At 36.2% G+C, this 16,288-nt stretch carries 13 protein-coding genes, 1 pseudogene and 1 riboswitch; of the genes and pseudogenes, 12 read left to right on the forward strand and 2 right to left on the reverse strand.

Annotation, left to right across the window (positions count from 1 at the left end; genetic code table 11):
• Nucleotides 1-58 precede the first annotated feature (58 nt).
• From A4245_RS14285 to A4245_RS14295, 4 genes are all read left to right on the forward strand, one after another.
• On the forward strand, nucleotides 59-1,252 hold the full coding sequence (locus A4245_RS14285) for a hypothetical protein (RefSeq protein WP_067729079.1): 1,194 nt from the start codon (nucleotides 59-61) through the stop codon (nucleotides 1,250-1,252).
• 488 nt (nucleotides 1,253-1,740) lie between these two features.
• Nucleotides 1,741-2,025 carry an IS3 family transposase gene (locus A4245_RS20965; protein ID WP_067729080.1) on the forward strand — a complete coding sequence of 95 codons (285 nt, stop codon included), beginning with the start codon at nucleotides 1,741-1,743 and terminating at the stop codon, nucleotides 2,023-2,025.
• Nucleotides 2,026-2,051: 26 nt separating this feature from the next.
• Nucleotides 2,052-2,321 carry a DDE-type integrase/transposase/recombinase gene (locus tag A4245_RS20970; RefSeq protein WP_407668389.1) on the forward strand — a complete coding sequence of 90 codons (270 nt, stop codon included), beginning with the start codon at nucleotides 2,052-2,054 and terminating at the stop codon, nucleotides 2,319-2,321.
• A gap of 65 nt (nucleotides 2,322-2,386) precedes the next feature.
• The gene (locus A4245_RS14295; protein WP_067729085.1) at nucleotides 2,387-2,623 is read left to right on the forward strand and encodes an IS3 family transposase; all 237 of its coding nucleotides are present in this window, start codon (nucleotides 2,387-2,389) and stop codon (nucleotides 2,621-2,623) included.
• A gap of 59 nt (nucleotides 2,624-2,682) precedes the next feature.
• Here the strand turns inward: A4245_RS14295 and A4245_RS14300 are convergent, their stop codons facing one another.
• The gene (locus A4245_RS14300; protein WP_067729087.1) at nucleotides 2,683-3,834 is read right to left on the reverse strand and encodes an ROK family protein; all 1,152 of its coding nucleotides are present in this window, start codon (nucleotides 3,832-3,834) and stop codon (nucleotides 2,683-2,685) included.
• Between the two features lie 133 nt (nucleotides 3,835-3,967).
• On the opposite strand from A4245_RS14300, the gene A4245_RS14305 reads away from it, so the two are divergent.
• The 6 genes from A4245_RS14305 (at nucleotide 3,968) to xylB (ending at nucleotide 12,340) form a co-directional block, all read left to right on the forward strand.
• Nucleotides 3,968-5,194 (forward strand): ABC transporter substrate-binding protein, encoded by a 1,227-nt coding sequence (locus tag A4245_RS14305; protein ID WP_067729089.1) that lies wholly within the window; start codon nucleotides 3,968-3,970, stop codon nucleotides 5,192-5,194.
• A 141-nt stretch (nucleotides 5,195-5,335) separates the two neighbouring features.
• A complete protein-coding gene (locus tag A4245_RS14310) occupies nucleotides 5,336-6,223 on the forward strand; it encodes a carbohydrate ABC transporter permease (RefSeq protein ID WP_067729090.1) in 888 nt (295 codons plus the stop codon).
• Nucleotides 6,220-7,050: a carbohydrate ABC transporter permease gene (locus tag A4245_RS14315; protein WP_067729092.1), complete on the forward strand. Its 831-nt coding sequence runs from the start codon at nucleotides 6,220-6,222 to the stop codon at nucleotides 7,048-7,050. The genes A4245_RS14310 and A4245_RS14315 overlap by 4 nt, the downstream gene beginning before the upstream one ends.
• A 16-nt stretch (nucleotides 7,051-7,066) precedes the next feature.
• Nucleotides 7,067-9,376 carry a glycoside hydrolase family 31 protein gene (locus tag A4245_RS14320; RefSeq protein WP_067729094.1) on the forward strand — a complete coding sequence of 770 codons (2,310 nt, stop codon included), beginning with the start codon at nucleotides 7,067-7,069 and terminating at the stop codon, nucleotides 9,374-9,376.
• A 41-nt stretch (nucleotides 9,377-9,417) separates the two neighbouring features.
• Entirely contained in the window at nucleotides 9,418-10,743 is a 1,326-nt protein-coding gene (gene xylA / locus A4245_RS14325; RefSeq protein WP_067729096.1) for a xylose isomerase, read from the forward strand.
• Nucleotides 10,744-10,840: 97 nt separating this feature from the next.
• A complete protein-coding gene (gene xylB, locus A4245_RS14330) occupies nucleotides 10,841-12,340 on the forward strand; it encodes a xylulokinase (protein WP_067729164.1) in 1,500 nt (499 codons plus the stop codon).
• Nucleotides 12,341-13,438: 1,098 nt separating this feature from the next.
• Here xylB and A4245_RS14335 read toward each other — a convergent pair.
• Nucleotides 13,439-13,696 (reverse strand): hypothetical protein, encoded by a 258-nt coding sequence (locus tag A4245_RS14335; protein ID WP_067729098.1) that lies wholly within the window; start codon nucleotides 13,694-13,696, stop codon nucleotides 13,439-13,441.
• Nucleotides 13,697-14,238: 542 nt separating this feature from the next.
• A riboswitch (glycine riboswitch) is annotated at nucleotides 14,239-14,331 on the forward strand.
• Nucleotides 14,332-14,648: 317 nt separating this feature from the next.
• Between A4245_RS14335 and A4245_RS14340 the strand changes: the two genes are divergently transcribed.
• Nucleotides 14,649-15,740 carry a PTS sugar transporter subunit IIC gene (locus A4245_RS14340; RefSeq protein ID WP_067729099.1) on the forward strand — a complete coding sequence of 364 codons (1,092 nt, stop codon included), beginning with the start codon at nucleotides 14,649-14,651 and terminating at the stop codon, nucleotides 15,738-15,740.
• A gap of 41 nt (nucleotides 15,741-15,781) precedes the next feature.
• Nucleotides 15,782-16,165, forward strand: a pseudogene (locus tag A4245_RS20660) (alkaline phosphatase D family protein); the annotation flags it as partial.
• Nucleotides 16,166-16,288 lie beyond the last annotated feature (123 nt).

Below are 16,288 nucleotides of genomic sequence, written 5' to 3' on the forward strand. Positions count from 1 at the left end.
TGTAATTCCATGAAATTAATATTGCTTGTATACCTTCTAACATAAAGGATAAAATAATATGAAAAAAATCTTAATTTTACTTTCTGCCTCTTTATGGTTGTTGTTTTACTTATTATTACAACAAGATTCCAAAATTATAACAGAAGAATTATATAATGATTTATATGATGAGCAACTATGGTCGATTGATCAATTTCCTAAACAAAATTCAAATTACAATGCATCTTATTATGCTTGGGGTTGGAGCTATGTTGCGAACTCGTTAGTGGATATGTACAGAGTTACAGAAAATGAAAAATATTTAGATATACTTACACAACAGATAGACTTTATCCTATCAAAAACAGATGAAAAACTTGGAATAGAAAGTTTCACTGGTGAAGGTCTATCTCTTCCAGCCTGGTCTGATCGGGAACACTATACTTCTGGTGAATTTAACTATACATACCCAGTCCATACAGGGATGATCACGCTACCTATTCTAAGGTTTGTTGACACAGTTTATACAAATAACCTTATCCAATATAAAGAAGAAGCTGTTCGCTTCTTAGCAGCATCAGGTGAGGCGCTTGCTGTCCATAATCAGGATAATATGTGGGTGGACTTTTCTGCTACAGAAGGCTTTTATCTAGGACACCCTTATGGTGAGGATTATGTATCAGAAGCAGATAAAATAGCAATACCAAATAGAATCAGCGTTTATCTAGCATCTGCAGGTCTGTATGATAAGTTAACTGATGGAAATATTTACGGTGAACGAATTGAGAAAAGTCTAAATTACTTTAAGGATTCTTTATTTAAATATGATGAAGAGTTTGATTCATATTACTGGAGTTATTGGGAAGAGCAAAATATTCAAAAACCCTGGGAAGATATAAGTCATGCTGCGCTTACTGTATATGGAATTTTCTTACTTCATGATGAAGTGGGATATTCTGTATTTAAAAAAGAAGACTTTGAGAAGATCGCTAACAATGTCTATAAAATAATAGACGATGAAAGCTCGCCATTACAAATGAGAAAGCATATTCATCAAAGAGGAGTAGAAGAAAAAGCATATTATCCTTCAGAGGAAAACCCATATTACTATGATGTGCTAAGATGGGGCTTTTTGGGTGTATATGATAAAAGTATACTCGATGTATTAGAAAACGCTTATGCAAAAATAAATACGGAAGAAATGCTACCTCAAACAAGGCTAAACAGTATAGCTAGCTATTTGTATGCGAAGGAGAAGAACGGCTGGTGGTAGTATCTTGGGTGAAAGTTTCCTATAGAGCATCGAAGTGTAATGTGACTAACTTGTAAATCTTTTTTTGAAAGTTTCAAATGCGGGTGCCTGTGATATTATCCCCTTATAGTAGACACCAGATATGCGGGAGTGTTAGGGGAGTATACAAAATGAGCGGTAAAAGATATACAAAAGAGTTTAAAGAGAAGTTGTAAAATATTACTTTGATCATCCAAGTTTGGGGTATTTGAGTGTTGCTAGAGAATTTAATGTTTCTTCAGATGAATCCGTTCGACTATGGGTTAAAAACGAAGGAGGAAGAAGGTGAGCAAGCATTTCTACCTAAGAAACCAGAGTCTAAGGTTCGTCTAAAAAGAAAGTACAGAAGCCCACTTCCATCTTATCTATAGAGAACTGGGATAATCCCAAAGATGCGCAAGAGCGCATTGCTTTTCTGGAGGCGCTGAGAATGCTTATTTAAAAAAGTTGGTAGCGTTACGGAAGGAGGAATGCAAATAAATCAACAGATTAATTATGAAATTATACAGGAATTGTCGTCTAAGTACCCAGTCACACATTTATGTATAGTTACGGATTTAAACCGAAGTAGCTTTTATAAGTGGAGAAAACGTCAAACACGGCCATTAACACCAAAAGAGTTGGAAGATGAGGAGTTAAAGCAAATACACATATCGATCGACAAAGAGGTCAATCATATTTATGGTTGCCCACGGCTAACTATGGAATTGAATGCGAGGTACAATAAAGCTGTGAATCACAAACGTGTTGATTAAAGAACGAATTATTCATACAAGCAAAAATCTTTAAAAAGAAAAGGAAGTTTAAGTACGAAGAACAAGTTGCAGAGAACGTATTACAACGCAATTTCACCGCTGATAAGCCAGATGATAAATATGTTACAGATATCACCTATTTAACTGGAAATCGTACGAGATTATATCTTTCTACGATTCTAGATGTGTGTACAAAAGAGGCAGTAGCTTATCAAATAAGTGAAGTGAATGATAATAAGGTGGTTATTGATACATTAAAGAAACTCAAAAAAAAGAGAGATGTAAAAACACCCTAATACATAGTGATAAAGGTCATCAATATACATCTCACAAATACACTAATCAGTTAGAAGAATATCAAATGATCAAGAGTATGTCTAGAAAAGCAAACTGTTGGGATATTGCCTTAATAGAGAGCTTCTTTGGAAAGCTTAAAGAAGAATCTATGAGAGTGATGAAATTACAAACGAAAGCTGAAATTCATAAAGTAATAGATAAATATATTAAATTTTATAATACGAAACGAAGACAAAAGAAACTTAATGGGATGACACCACAAGAATTTAGTAGGGCAATAACAGCTGCATGCCCTCCATAATTTTCATGTCTACTTGAGAGGGGTAAGCTCACAGACCCCCGCTACGTCAATAATTATTTTTACTTTTTTAGAAAATCCTCAATCATTATATAAGAAACCCCCAGTGGAATGCTGTATGGACCTAAATTGGAAATTCGTATCTCGACTTCTTTTTGGTGGAATGGCAATGTTCTTGATTTTATAGTTTCCTTTAGTGAATCTTCAATCCAAGTTTTGCTGGAAGCGATCCTATTTCCGATAACTACACTATCAGGATTAAAAATATTGATTACATTGGATATCCCAATACCAAGCTGTTTGCCAATTTCATTAAAAATGTGAATTGCTTTTTGATCTTGCTTCTTCGCTTTTTCGACTAATTCTAAAAAGGAGATTTCTTTTTGATATACTTCTTTGGTCTTATTTAAAATAGCTTTTTCAGATGCATAAAGTTCCCAACAGCCTTTTTTCCCACACGTACAGACGATCCCATTGTTTTCTATACTCACGTGTCCTACCTCGCCTGAAAATCCGTTGATACCTTTATAAAGAGTATCATTAATTATAATGCCGCTTCCTATTCCCATACCTGCACTGATAAATATCATAGTTTCTACATGATTCTTGTTTCCGAATTTAAGTTCGCCATAAGCTCCAGCGTTTGCTTCGTTCTCTACAGTAACGTTCAGTGAATATTTTTGTTGAAGATCATGTTTCAAATTAATGTTTGTCCAGTTTAAGTTTGGGGCAAATAACACAAAACCTTCGTTGCTTACGATGGCTGGAACACTGACACCAATTCCAATAATATTATAGGTAGAGGAAGGTGTTTGGTTGATTAAGAAGTCAATCACTGTATAAATGTTTTCTTTAACGGATTGGTAGTCGGTAACACTTAAAGATATTTCTTTTTTTGTAATAATTTTACCGGAAAGATCAGTCAGTAAGCCAAATATATAATTCACCCCAATGTCAATACCAATTGCATATCCACATCGCTCATTAAACATTAGCATGATAGGGCGGCGTCCACCACTGGATTTTCCTGTACCTGTTTCATAAACTAAATCATTATGGATTAACTCAGATACCAAATTAGAAACAGTCCCCTTATTTAAACCAGTTATTTTTGAAACTTTTGCTCGTGAAATAGGCGTGTTATTACGTATGGTATTTAATACCAAGGCTTTATTCATTTTTTTAATATACATTGCATCCCCTGTTACAGACATGTTATCAGCCCCAATTAAAAGTGATATATATTAATAATAACCTAAATATTTTTTTAAAACAAACTTAGTTTGTGTATTGTCTGAACTAAGTTTTTATGCTAATATATTGATAATTAGAAAAGGAGGAAAAAAAATGAAAAAAATCTTAAGTATCTTTTTTTTGCTGTCTTTGATAGCGCTTTCTGCATGTGGCTCCAATGAAAATGGAGGTGCCAGTAATGAAGAACTTATCTTCTGGTCATATATTTCACCTACTAACCCGGATGGAGAATTACTGGAAGAGATGATAGATGATTATAATGAATCCCATGATGGGAAAAATGTGAAGCATGAGTATATTCCGCATGGTGATTACCATCAGCAATTATCTACAGCCGTGGCAGGAGATAGTCTTCCTGATATCTTGATTCTGGATAATCCGGATCATGCCCGTTATGCGTCGATGGGAGTTTTGGCTGATCTTACAGATGAAATCGACGAGTGGGGAGAAAAAGAAAATTTCCTTGAAGGTCCATGGGATTCTACTGTTTATGAAGGTAAAAATTTTGGCGTTCCTTTTTACAGTAATGCTTTAGCTATGTTTTATAATAAAGACATTTTTAAAGAAAATGGAATTGATAATCCTCCTGAAACCTGGGAGGAATTAAAAGAAGAATCAACAAAACTAACGCAGGGATCTACTTTCGGTTTTGCTATGGCAGGTACCAGTGGCCCTGAAGGACTATTCCACTTCTTACCTTTTCTTTTGTCAACGGGAGCAAATTATGACAAGTTAGATAGTCCAGAAGCAGCAGAGGCTTTTGAATTTTTAGCAGGGTTGATAGAAGACGGTTCAATGAATAGTGAGATGTTGAACTGGGGTCAGGGCGATGTATTAAATCAATTCTCCGCAGGAAACGCAGCAATGATGGTTAATGGCCCCTGGCAAATAAGCAGTTTAGAGGAACAGAGCCCAGATTTGAATTTTGGTATTGCCCTGTTGCCTAAAGATGAGAAATTTGCCTCTGTTCTAGGCGGGGAGAACTTCGCTGTTCCTAAAGGAGATAGTGAAGATGCAGCTTGGGAATTTGTGAAATGGATGACCGAAGCTGAACAAATGGAAAAATTTACTGTTGAAAGCGGACAATTCCCATCAAGAACCGATGTTGCTGAATCAAATGATCACTGGGAAAAGGATGCACATTTAAGTGTATTTTTAGAAGCAGTAGAAAAGGCTCAGCCTCGCGGACCGCATCCTGAATGGAATAAAATAGCTGAAACCATTCAAAATAGTGTTCAAAATGCACTTACTGGGTCGCTTACACCTGAAAAGGCAGCAGAAGAAGCAGCTAATCAGGTCACTGATCTTCTCGAAAAATAAATTAGGTTTTAATTAATTAGTGAAATAAGCGACATGTACCTCTGATAATAAAAAAATAGGTTACTGTCTTGTAATCAATAAATATTGACACTGCAGATTTAAAACAAAACTATTTTTAAGTTTGCAAGGAGGTCTACAACAATGAGATTCAAAGGAAACACTATTGGTTATTTGTTTATTTTACCTGCAGTAGCCGTTATGGCTACCTTAGTTGGATATCCAATAGTTTATAATATCATTTTAAGTTTTCAGGACGTTACGCTGATGAACCTAGGTAGTGGTGCGAAGTCCTTTATTGGGCTGGATCATTATAAGCAGATATTTAGTGATGAATTATTTATGAAAGCATTGTGGCAAACAGTTTACTATTCGGTGGCTAGTATAATCCTTCAATTTGTAATAGGGTTCGCGCTTGCACTGTTCTTTAGTCTGAATTTTAAACTTGCTTCATATCTTAGGGGCTTGATGATGGTAACCTGGTTAGTGCCTTTAACAGTGGCGGCATTATTATTCCAATTTATGCTAAGTCCCAGTGTAGGGGTACTGAATTATCTTCCAATGGAATTAGGAATCCTCAGTGAACCAATTGCATGGCTCAGTGATACAAATTATGCACTTTGGGGCTTGATCCTCACAAATGTGTGGATAGGAATACCTTTTAATATGCTGCTAATCGCAACAGGAATTAATAGTCTTCTAAAAGAGGTATTTGAAAGTGCACAAATTGATGGGGCAAATTGGTTCCAACGATTTGTAAAAATTACTCTTCCTATGTTGAGACCAGTTTTATTAATTGTGTTGATGCTCGGGATGATTTATACGTTCAAAGTTTTTGATTTAGTATTCGTGATGACAAATGGGGGACCTGCCAACTCTACAGAAGTACTATCAACTCTGTCGTACAGATATTCATTTGACCATTTTAATTTTGGTTTAGGAGCATCAGTAGCCAATGTTCTTTTCCTAATACTTTTAGTCATTGCATTCTTCTATATTAAAATGACCAGAGATGATGAGGTGATAGAATGATCAGGAAAAGTATTAAACATAACGGGTGGCTACTAAATATTATCGGGTTGATAATCGTAATAATTTATCTATCACCTATATATTGGATGATTATTACTTCTTTTAAGTCCCAAAGTGAAATTTTCCAGGCTGTTCCTACTTTGATACCAAAAGATTTTCAGTTCAATAGTTATATAGACCAGTTTGGTTCAGGACTAGGGCAGATGACTTTGAACAGTTTTATTATTGCGATTTCTTCTATGATAATTGTAATCATTGTTTCAATTCCAGCAGCATATGCCCTTGCGAGATTCAGGGTTAAAGGGGCGAAATTAATATTATTATTCTTTTTAATTACACAAATGATGCCAACTACAGTAAGTCTGGCACCCTTGTTCATCCTGTTCAAGAATTTAGGGATTCTTAATACTTATATTGCACCTATTCTTGCAACCTCAACAGGGGGGATTGCATTCTCTATTTTATTATTACGACCTTATTTCCTAAGTGCTCCTAAAGCACTGGAAGAAGCGGCATTATTAGATGGCTGTAATAGATTTACTGCCTTTATCAGAGTTATGATCCCGGTTGTAATGCCAGGTATATTAGTTTGTGCGGCAATATCATTTTTATTTGCCTGGGGAGATCTAATCTCCAGTTTAACGTTTATCAGAGACCAAGAATTATGGCCTTTAACAGCGGGAATATATAACGCTATTGGACGTTACGGAACAGAATATAATTATCTTATGGCATTTGGAACCATTGCAGTAATACCTGTAATAATTTTGTTTGTCGCTTTACAAAAGTATTTAGTGAAGGGGCTGGCAGCTGGCTCAGTCAAATAAGGAGGTTATTGTTCAAATGAACCATTTAAATCAGGAAATTGATTATTCCGGGGAATTTATAAATACAGAGAATTCCTATTATATGGCATCAAATGTTACAGACTTTTCTGCTGAAAATTTAACAGGAAATATAAAATGGGAGTCATATAGAAGAAAGAAAAGGTTCTCTTTTAATCAAGTTGAATTTCCGTTTGCAAGAGAAGAAAAACAATGGATTTTCCCGAAAGCTTATGTAACAGAACCTGAGGCTTCCTTTAAAATAGAATTTTACACACCCTATACATTCAGGGTTCGTATATCTACAAGAGAAAATGAATTAAAAAACAAAAAATCATTAATGATTGAAAAATTGAATGCAAAGCAACCAGAAGAATGTGGTTGGGAAGTTAAGTCATTTGAGGGTGGAGTTCAATATGAGAGTGTGGCAGGGAAGCTAATTATAAATTTCAATCCTTGGAGAATTACTTTACAAGATAGAGAGGGAAAGGTTTTAACATCAACGCAAAATATAGTTGATACAACTTCATTGAAAAATGATACACCAATTCCTTTTTCTTTTATAAACAGTGCAGGAAACAGAAGAAATATTCTGGCAGCAAGCTTTACTTTATCACCAGGCGAGAATATTTATGGAACAGGTGAATCTTTTACGAGGTTAAATAAAAGAGGGCAAACAGTAAATTTATTTACAAAGGATGCTATGGGTGCTCTCAGCAAAGGAATGTATAAACCTGTACCTTTTTTCATGAGTAGTAACGGCTATGGGATGTTTGTACATACATCTGCACCATTGACTTTCGATTTTGGTGACACGTATGACAGTAATAATGTTATATATTCCGGTGACGAGGAATTTGACTTTTTCATGTTTATAGGTGAGCCAAAGAAGATTTTGAATGAGTATACAGAAATTACTGGGAAATCACCTATGCCGCCGCTATGGAGTTTTGGGAACTGGATGAGTAGAATATCTTATTTTTCAGAAGAAGAAGTAAGGGATGTTGCAGCAAAACTTAAAAAATATGAAATTCCAGCAGATGTAATTCATATTGATACAGGCTGGTTTGAAGAGGATTGGAAATGCAACTATAAATTTTCAGAAACAAGATTTGAAGATCCTGAGCAAATGATAAAAGACCTGAATGCCCAAGGTTTAAAAGTATCTTTATGGCAGATACCATATTTCACTCCGGAAAATGAGCTTTACCCTGAGATTGTTGAAAGAGGATATGCAGTGCAAAGTGTACACGGTGGTTTGCCTACAGAGGATGCTATTCTTGACTTTTCTAATCCCGAAGCTGTGGAATGGTATCAGAAAAAAATTGCAGATTTACTTGATATAGGAGTAAGTGCAATTAAGGTGGATTTTGGTGAGGCTGCACCATTCGATGGTGTATATTCTAATGGCGAAAGTGGTTTGTACGAGCACAATATGTATCCTCTGAGGTACAACAAAGCAGTACATGATATAACCAAAAAAATAACTGGTGAAAATATAATCTGGGCTAGAAGCGCATGGGCAGGAAGTCAGCGATACCCACTTCATTGGGGCGGAGATGCAGAAATCACTGACAATGCTATGGCATCAAGTCTAAGAGCTGGACTTTCTCTGGGATTATGTGGGTTTTCTTTCTGGAGTCATGATATTGGAGGATTTACTCAAAAGAGCCCGAAGGATCTTTATTCCCGTTGGTTAGGATTTGGAATGTTAAGTTCCCATAGCAGAATGCACGGGGAACCCCCAAAAGAACCGTGGGAATATGATGAAGAATTTACGGATTTATTCAGAAGTTTTTCCGAATTAAGATATACTATGATGCCGTATATATATTCTCAAGCTCATGTCTCTTCTCAAAATGGCTGGCCGATGATTAGAACACTTTTCTTTGAAGAACCTGATGATCCTACTAATTGGCTAATAGAGAACCAATATTTCTTTGGATCAGATATCATGGTTGCTCCTTTAATGGAAAAAGGGAATTCGAGAAAAGTTTATGTTCCAAAGGGAGTTTATATTGACTATCAAACAAACGATAGATATGAGGGAAACCGGTGGTATGAAATAACTGCTGATAAATTGCCTGTAATTATATTAGTTAAAGAAGGTTCCGTAATTCCCCATGCTAAAAAAGCTTTAACCACTAAAGATATTAATTGGGAAAAGATTGAGCTTCGCTTATTTGGTGAGGAAGATAAATATTCTTGTGATTTTGTAAGCCCTGAACAAAATGACAGTAAGGGAACTGTAATTGTTCATTCGGCTGGTGATGAAATAAAAATTGAGCGTCAAAATATTAATGAGAATATTACTTTTTACACTACTTGAGACAGGTTGCGTTCAGATAAATTAATTGAAGGAGAATCATAATGAGTTACTTTAGCAACGTTAATAAAATCAACTATGAAGGATCAAAATCTTCAAATCCATTAGCTTTTAAATTCTATAACCCAGAAGAAAAAGTCGGTGGCAAGACCATGGAGGAAATCCTGCGTTTCGGTGTCGCATATTGGCATACATTCACAGAAGATTTGTCCGACCCATTTGGTACAGGCACAGCTATTCGCCCATGGGATAAATACCATGGGATGGACCGTGCAAAAGCTCGGGTTGAAGCGGCATTTGAATTCTTCGAAAAACTTAATGTTCCATACTTCTGCTTTCATGATGTAGACATTGCTCCAGAAGGAGATACCTTAAAAGAATCTAACGAAAATCTGGATACGATTGTTGCGATGATCAAAGATTACATGAAAGACAGTAAAACGAAATTACTATGGAATACTGTAAATAACTTTAGCCATCCACGATTTGTACATGGTGCGGGATCTTCCAATAATGCGGATGTATTTGCATATGCAGCTGCAAAAGTAAAAAAAGGTTTGGAAGTTGGAAAAGAACTGGGCGCTGAAAACTATGTGTTCTGGGGCGGACGTGAAGGGTATGAAACGTTATTAAACACAGATATGAAATTGGAAATGGATAATCTTGGACGTTTCTTCCATATGGCTAAAGACTATGCAAATGAAATTGGTTTTAATGCACAATTTTTAATTGAGCCAAAACCAAAAGAGCCAACATCTCATCAATATGACTTTGATGTAGCAAGTGGATTTGCGTTCCTTCAAAATTATGATCTGCAGGGTGTATTCAAATTCAATATTGAAGCAAACCATGCAACATTAGCGGGTCATACATTTGAACATGAGCTTCATTACGCACGTATTAATGGTATGCTAGGTTCCGTTGATGCTAACCAGGGACATCCTTTACTCGGATGGGATACGGATGAATTTCCGACAGATTTATATTCAACTACATTAGCAATGTATGAAATTTTGAAAAATGGCGGACTCGGCAGTGGTGGCTTAAATTTTGATGCGAAAGTCCGTCGTGAATCTTTCACACCAGAAGATTTATTCCATGCACATATTGCCGGTATGGACAGTTTCGCAGTTGGACTTAAAGTAGCACAGCGTTTAATTGATGATAATGTACTTGATGGTGTGGTAGAAGACCGCTATAAGAGCTTTAAAAATGGAATCGGTCTTGAAATTGTACAAGGAAATACAGACTTCCATAAACTTGAAGAATACGCACTTGGCTTAACAGAAATCAAGAATGAGTCTGGTAAACTTGAAAGAATCAAAGCTGCCATAAATCAATATCTGTTAACTACATTTACTGAAGAATAGAGATAGATTTGTGCCTAGCATAACAATTCACATACAGCAGGGTATCTGCTGTATGTGTTTTGTTTCATTTTATGACGGATACAGGAGTGGAATTATGATGAAATACGTAATTGGAGTGGACCTTGGGACAAGTGCTGTTAAAGTTTTGCTGATTAATCAACATGGTGAAGTAGTTAAAGAAATTTCTAAGTCTTATCCTTTGATCCAGGAAAAAACAGGGTACAATGAACAAGCTCCAAATGATTGGGTGGAACAGACTATTACCGCTATCTCCGAATTGATAAAAGATTTTGAAGGAAATCCAAATAATATTGAAGGAATAAGCTTTTCGGGACAGATGCATGGATTGGTTCTGTTGGATGAAAATCAGGAAGTTTTGAGAAATGCTATTTTATGGAATGATACTCGCACAACCGAAGAATGTGAAGAAATTTATGAGCGGGTTGGTAAAAATCATTTGCTTGATATTACCAAGAACCTGGCTTTAGAAGGATTTACCTTGCCAAAGATTCTATGGGTTAAAAATAATGAACCCGATATTTTCAATAAAGTGCAATCATTTGTATTACCAAAAGATTATGTGCGTTATAAGCTGACAGGTAAGTTGCATATGGAATACTCGGATGCGGCAGGTACACTATTATTAGATATTACAGAAAAAGCTTGGAGTAAGGAAATATGTGAACTACTGGATCTTAATCCAGAAATTTGTCCGCCATTAGTTGGCTCCCATAAGGAGGTAGGAACCGTTACTGAAGAGATTGCCGAAGCTACTGGCTTAAGTACTTTAACTCGTGTTTTTGCTGGTGGGGCAGATAACGCATGTGGTGCAATTGGTTCAGGTATTTTGGAAGATGGAAAAGCCTTAGCAAGTATAGGTACTTCCGGTGTAGTTTTGTCTTACGAAGCAGATGGGGAAAAAGTCTTTGAGGGAAAAGTCCATTATTTTAACCATGCTGCACCAGATGTTTTTTATACAATGGGAGTAACTCTTGCTGCAGGTTATAGTTTGTCATGGTTTAAGGATACCTTTGCAAAAGAAATCAGTTTTGATGAACTACTAGTTGATGTGGATTCCGTCCCAGTAGGTTCAAATGGAATAATCTTCACTCCATATATTGTTGGTGAAAGAACCCCACATGTGAATGCAACTATTCGCGGAAGCTTTATTGGAATGGATTCTTCTCATGAAAGAAAACACTTTGCTCGTGCGGTACTGGAGGGGATTACTTTCTCCTTAAATGAATCAGTAGATATATTCCGTGAAAATGGCAAGAGCATTGATACCATTGTATCTATTGGTGGAGGAGCAAAAAATGAATCATGGCTGCAAATGCAGGCGGATATTTTTAATGCGAATATTATAAAACTTCAAAGTGAACAAGGTCCTGGAATGGGTGCCGCCATGTTGGCAGCTTATGGTTGTGGGTGGTTTAATTCATTGAAGGAATGTGCGGATGAATTTTTGAAAGAAGATAAGGTCTATCAGCCAATTTCTGAAAATGTGGAGAAATATAAAGAACTATTTGCTATTTATAAAGAGGTTTATGGAAAAACCATGGACTTGAATAAGAGACTAGTGGGCTATCGCAATTAAGGATAGTGAAGCTACGTATATAAGAGTAGATAATTGATGTTTGTGAGATTTATAATTGTTAAATTTCTGTTCACAGTACTGTTCCTAATAGAAGAGATAAGGAACTTGTTTATTAGGCTATATCAAATTTTCAATGAGACTAGTTCATGAAATTCGTTGTAATGAGTTCAAAAATAATGTTAGTAATGAAGCATCTTGGATAGTATTCAGAAGAACAAGAATATTCAGTAAAAATTTCAACGAGCAATGTGGAAATACATGCCAATCTAAGATCTAGTCTGGATCTGTGGTATACCCCCATTACGCAAAATTTGAGTGGAACAGGAATGAATCCCGTTGAACTTCTTCTATCCTCATTAGGTGGATGTCAATCAATTGTCGCAAGAACATACGAAAAGAAATTTAAGATAGATTAAAAAAATTCTGGGTTGAATTAGAAGGGGATATTAATATGGATGGACTTTTAGGAAAGGGAGGCGTACGAGCTGGATTCTATTAAGTCCGATATATCTTCCATATTGAAACAGATGCTCCATCTGAAAAGGTGGAGCATCTGTTTCCTTCTCCCTTGGTATAGGTGCTTTCTGTTGTCCTCGTGATGTTTTACTTTTTTTGATGTAATTCTTCCATGAATTCGTCAAATGATTTGTACATAAACATTCTCATTAACCTTAAAAATGGCCGAAGTTTCTTTTTTGATTTTGTCTGTAATTGTAGTATCAATGTCATACCATATGCGGCTAAGGCAAGGAACATTTGTCCAAAAGGTTTCAATCATTCATCAATATCGGAGATCCATAATTTCTTCTAGATAAATCCCATCTTGTTGTCATTAATCGATAAAGTCTCTGTTCATCTTTAAATTCTACTAGACGAATCGGTTCCTTCGCATAGCTATATTTTACTTTTCATCTCTAAGAATAGCTGAGTGCTTGGTCTTGTAAGTTTCGATAGGTACAGCTCTAATATTCTTTGTAATTCGGACGACAAAGGAGATTTCTTGTTTCTGCCATGTCATCAGATATTTCACTGATGGATAGCAACAATCCAATAGATTCATTGCATCATCTTTTTCAAAATAAGGTGTTTCCACATCACCTACGTTACCTGGGAAGGCACAATAATGTCTAGGTAGGATATATCTTCTAAAACGACCACGAGACGGGTATGCATTTTTACCACGTTCCATCCTTTTGTGGCAAATGTCCAGTCACAAAGCTCTGGAGGGAGCTTTAAATGCATTGAATCGATAATTTTCAATTGCCCAATTTCTAGAGTTATTCCTTTATAATCTTTCGTTAAATCATGAATATATGTACCGCTCATTGAAACAAGGCCAATGCCGTTGGTCCCCATTGTGCTAAAGTGCACCAATGAAATTACGGTTGGCTGTTGTCAAAATGAATTTATATTTTTGTGGATATAATCTGTGAATTCTGTTAAGATTAAAATTACAGAAAATAATGAGTGTCGCAATCATTTAAAGGAACGCTTAAACCGATTAAATTGTAAATTTTATCCAATCTGTTTAACTAATAGAAGATGAAACTCCTCAGTCAAAAGACAACCCTATTTTTCGCAGTATATTCTTCTGGGAAAAATTATTTTAGCGAAAAAATTGTAAGTATTAACATTGTGAAAGCTTTATTATCACTTATATAATTATAATTCATCTGAATATTTGTAAGTTAGTATTACAGAATACATTTTTACTATTTAAACCGTTACTATTATTTGAAATGATATTTTGAAAGCGTTTCCCTTTTGGCTTAATGGTCATTGGGATTATCTTAATAGTGGATGAAGGTTGCAGGAAAGCATATATGATCAGTCGCCGACGGAGCAAACTCCAAAGAAGACCCTTGGGGTGAATCTCTCAGGTAGAAAAAACTGCAGCTGGACACAACTCTGGAGAGAACGTGTGAATACGTCACCGAAGGGGAAGGGCCCTATTGGGCTAAACTCTCAGGTAAAAGGACAGAGAAGGGCAGAGAAAAACACAGGATACATGTTTTTTTCTCTGTCCTTTTTGTTGTGTTAAAATTACCATCACTGGAGAGTTATAGTACATTCAATTGAACAGTTAATAAGAGGAGATGTTACATGGAACAAGCTATAAAGGTAGAGATTAGTTAATGATTTTATCTTGTTTGACAAAGTAAAGAAGCATTTATACAATACCAAACTAATGGTTAAATATGATAAAAACAAAAATTATCATTTAATTTCACTTTTTTGAAAAGGGTTTTCTTTTCTTTGATAAATTGAATTTACACAAAAAGTCATTTAATTGTAGGAGGAAGATTTGATGGATGTATTGATAGGTACGATTTCTCTTTTAGTCGTTTTAGCGTTGTTCTCTTTATTTACGTTTAAGGCACCGTATGGATCTAAAGCTATGAGTGCTTTGGCAGCTGCTGCGGTAGCTAGTTTCTTAATTGAGGCTTTAATCGGTTCTGTTTTAGGGGATATGTTGGGAATTGCTGTCTTTCAGGAAATTGGTGATTTAGCAGGAAGTTTATCCGGTATTGCAGCAGGTGCGCTGGTTGCTATGGCATTAAAAGTTCAACCAGGCTATGCATTAATGATATCGCTTCCGCTGGCTGGTATGGGTATTTTACCCGGTTTCATTGCCGGATATTTTGCCTCATTCCTTGTAAGATGGTTCCAAGATAGAATCCCTAATGGAATCAATTTACTAGCTATTATTTTTATTGCAACACCATTAACTTATTTCATTGCCGCTATGATTGCTCCACCAGTTGACGGAATACTGTTGAATGTAGGAAGTATCCTGGAAAGTGCGCAAGCTCAATCAGCTATTGTAATGGGAATTATCTTAGGTGGGGTATTGACTGTTACTTCTACAGCTCCGCTTAGTTCAATGGCTTTAACTGCGATTATGGGTCTTACAGGTCAACCAATGGCTATCGCTGCAATGGCCATTTTCGGTTCCGGGTTCTTGAATTACACATTCTTCCGTAGAATGGGATTAACAACACCACAAGAAACTATTTCAGTTGCGATTGAAGCTTTAACAAAAGCTCATGTTATTTCAGCCAACCCAATCCCAGTATACGTTACAAACTTTATTTATGGGGGAATAGCAGGTGTTGTAGTAGCTATATCAGGCTTGGTAAATGACTCTCCAGGTACAGCTGCGGTTGTTCCAGGGCTTGCATCTACGTTTGCTTGGAATCCACCTATACAAGTGCTCCTAGTCGGCGTTATTGTTGCCGTTATAGGAGTAACAGTTGGATTGGTTTGCTCATTTATATTTAAAAACTACCCGATTAAAACTGAAGAAGAGCTGTTAACTGGTGGTGATGAGGAAATAGAAGAGAAAGATGAAGCAAGAGCGAAAAAATCAGATTTAGAACCTGAAAGTGTGAATGCATAGGATGGGTAATAGCGTACCTTGTTCGATAGGGGGAAACACTAGGTTCTGAATTCGTTGGAACGTCCATTACCTCAGGTGGGGACGGAAGTGATTGAAAAACGCCAAGATACCGATGCGATTCTGGAACTCAATCCACACATCCAATTTTTCAATGATTTCCGTGGGTAAGTCCGTTGTACGGTAACACCTGAAAAATGGACAGCAGATTACCGTGTCGTTCCTTATGTGACCCAGCCTGGAACCCCTATCCATACGAGGGCAACCTTTGAAATTAGAAACAATCAGCCTGGACTGGTACTTAAGAAAGATCAGCCTATTTCCACGAAAAAACCGTCCAAGGAAGTGGAAGAAGGCGAATCAAGCCGCTAGAAAAAGCGCACGAAAAACAACTACAAAAACAAGGCCAGGTGAAAGAAGGAAATTAACTTCTATCTTTATTCCTGGAAAAAAGGTCCGTTTCATATTTGATACGGACTTTTTTTTGCATGGTGCCTGTCACTTCCCGAATTTTGTCATAATATGTCGTAAGCAAAAGGACAAAGGGAGAG

The sequence above is a fragment of the Oceanobacillus damuensis genome, assembly GCF_001618145.1.
Taxonomy (GTDB): Bacteria; Bacillota; Bacilli; order Bacillales; family Amphibacillaceae; genus Oceanobacillus; species Oceanobacillus damuensis.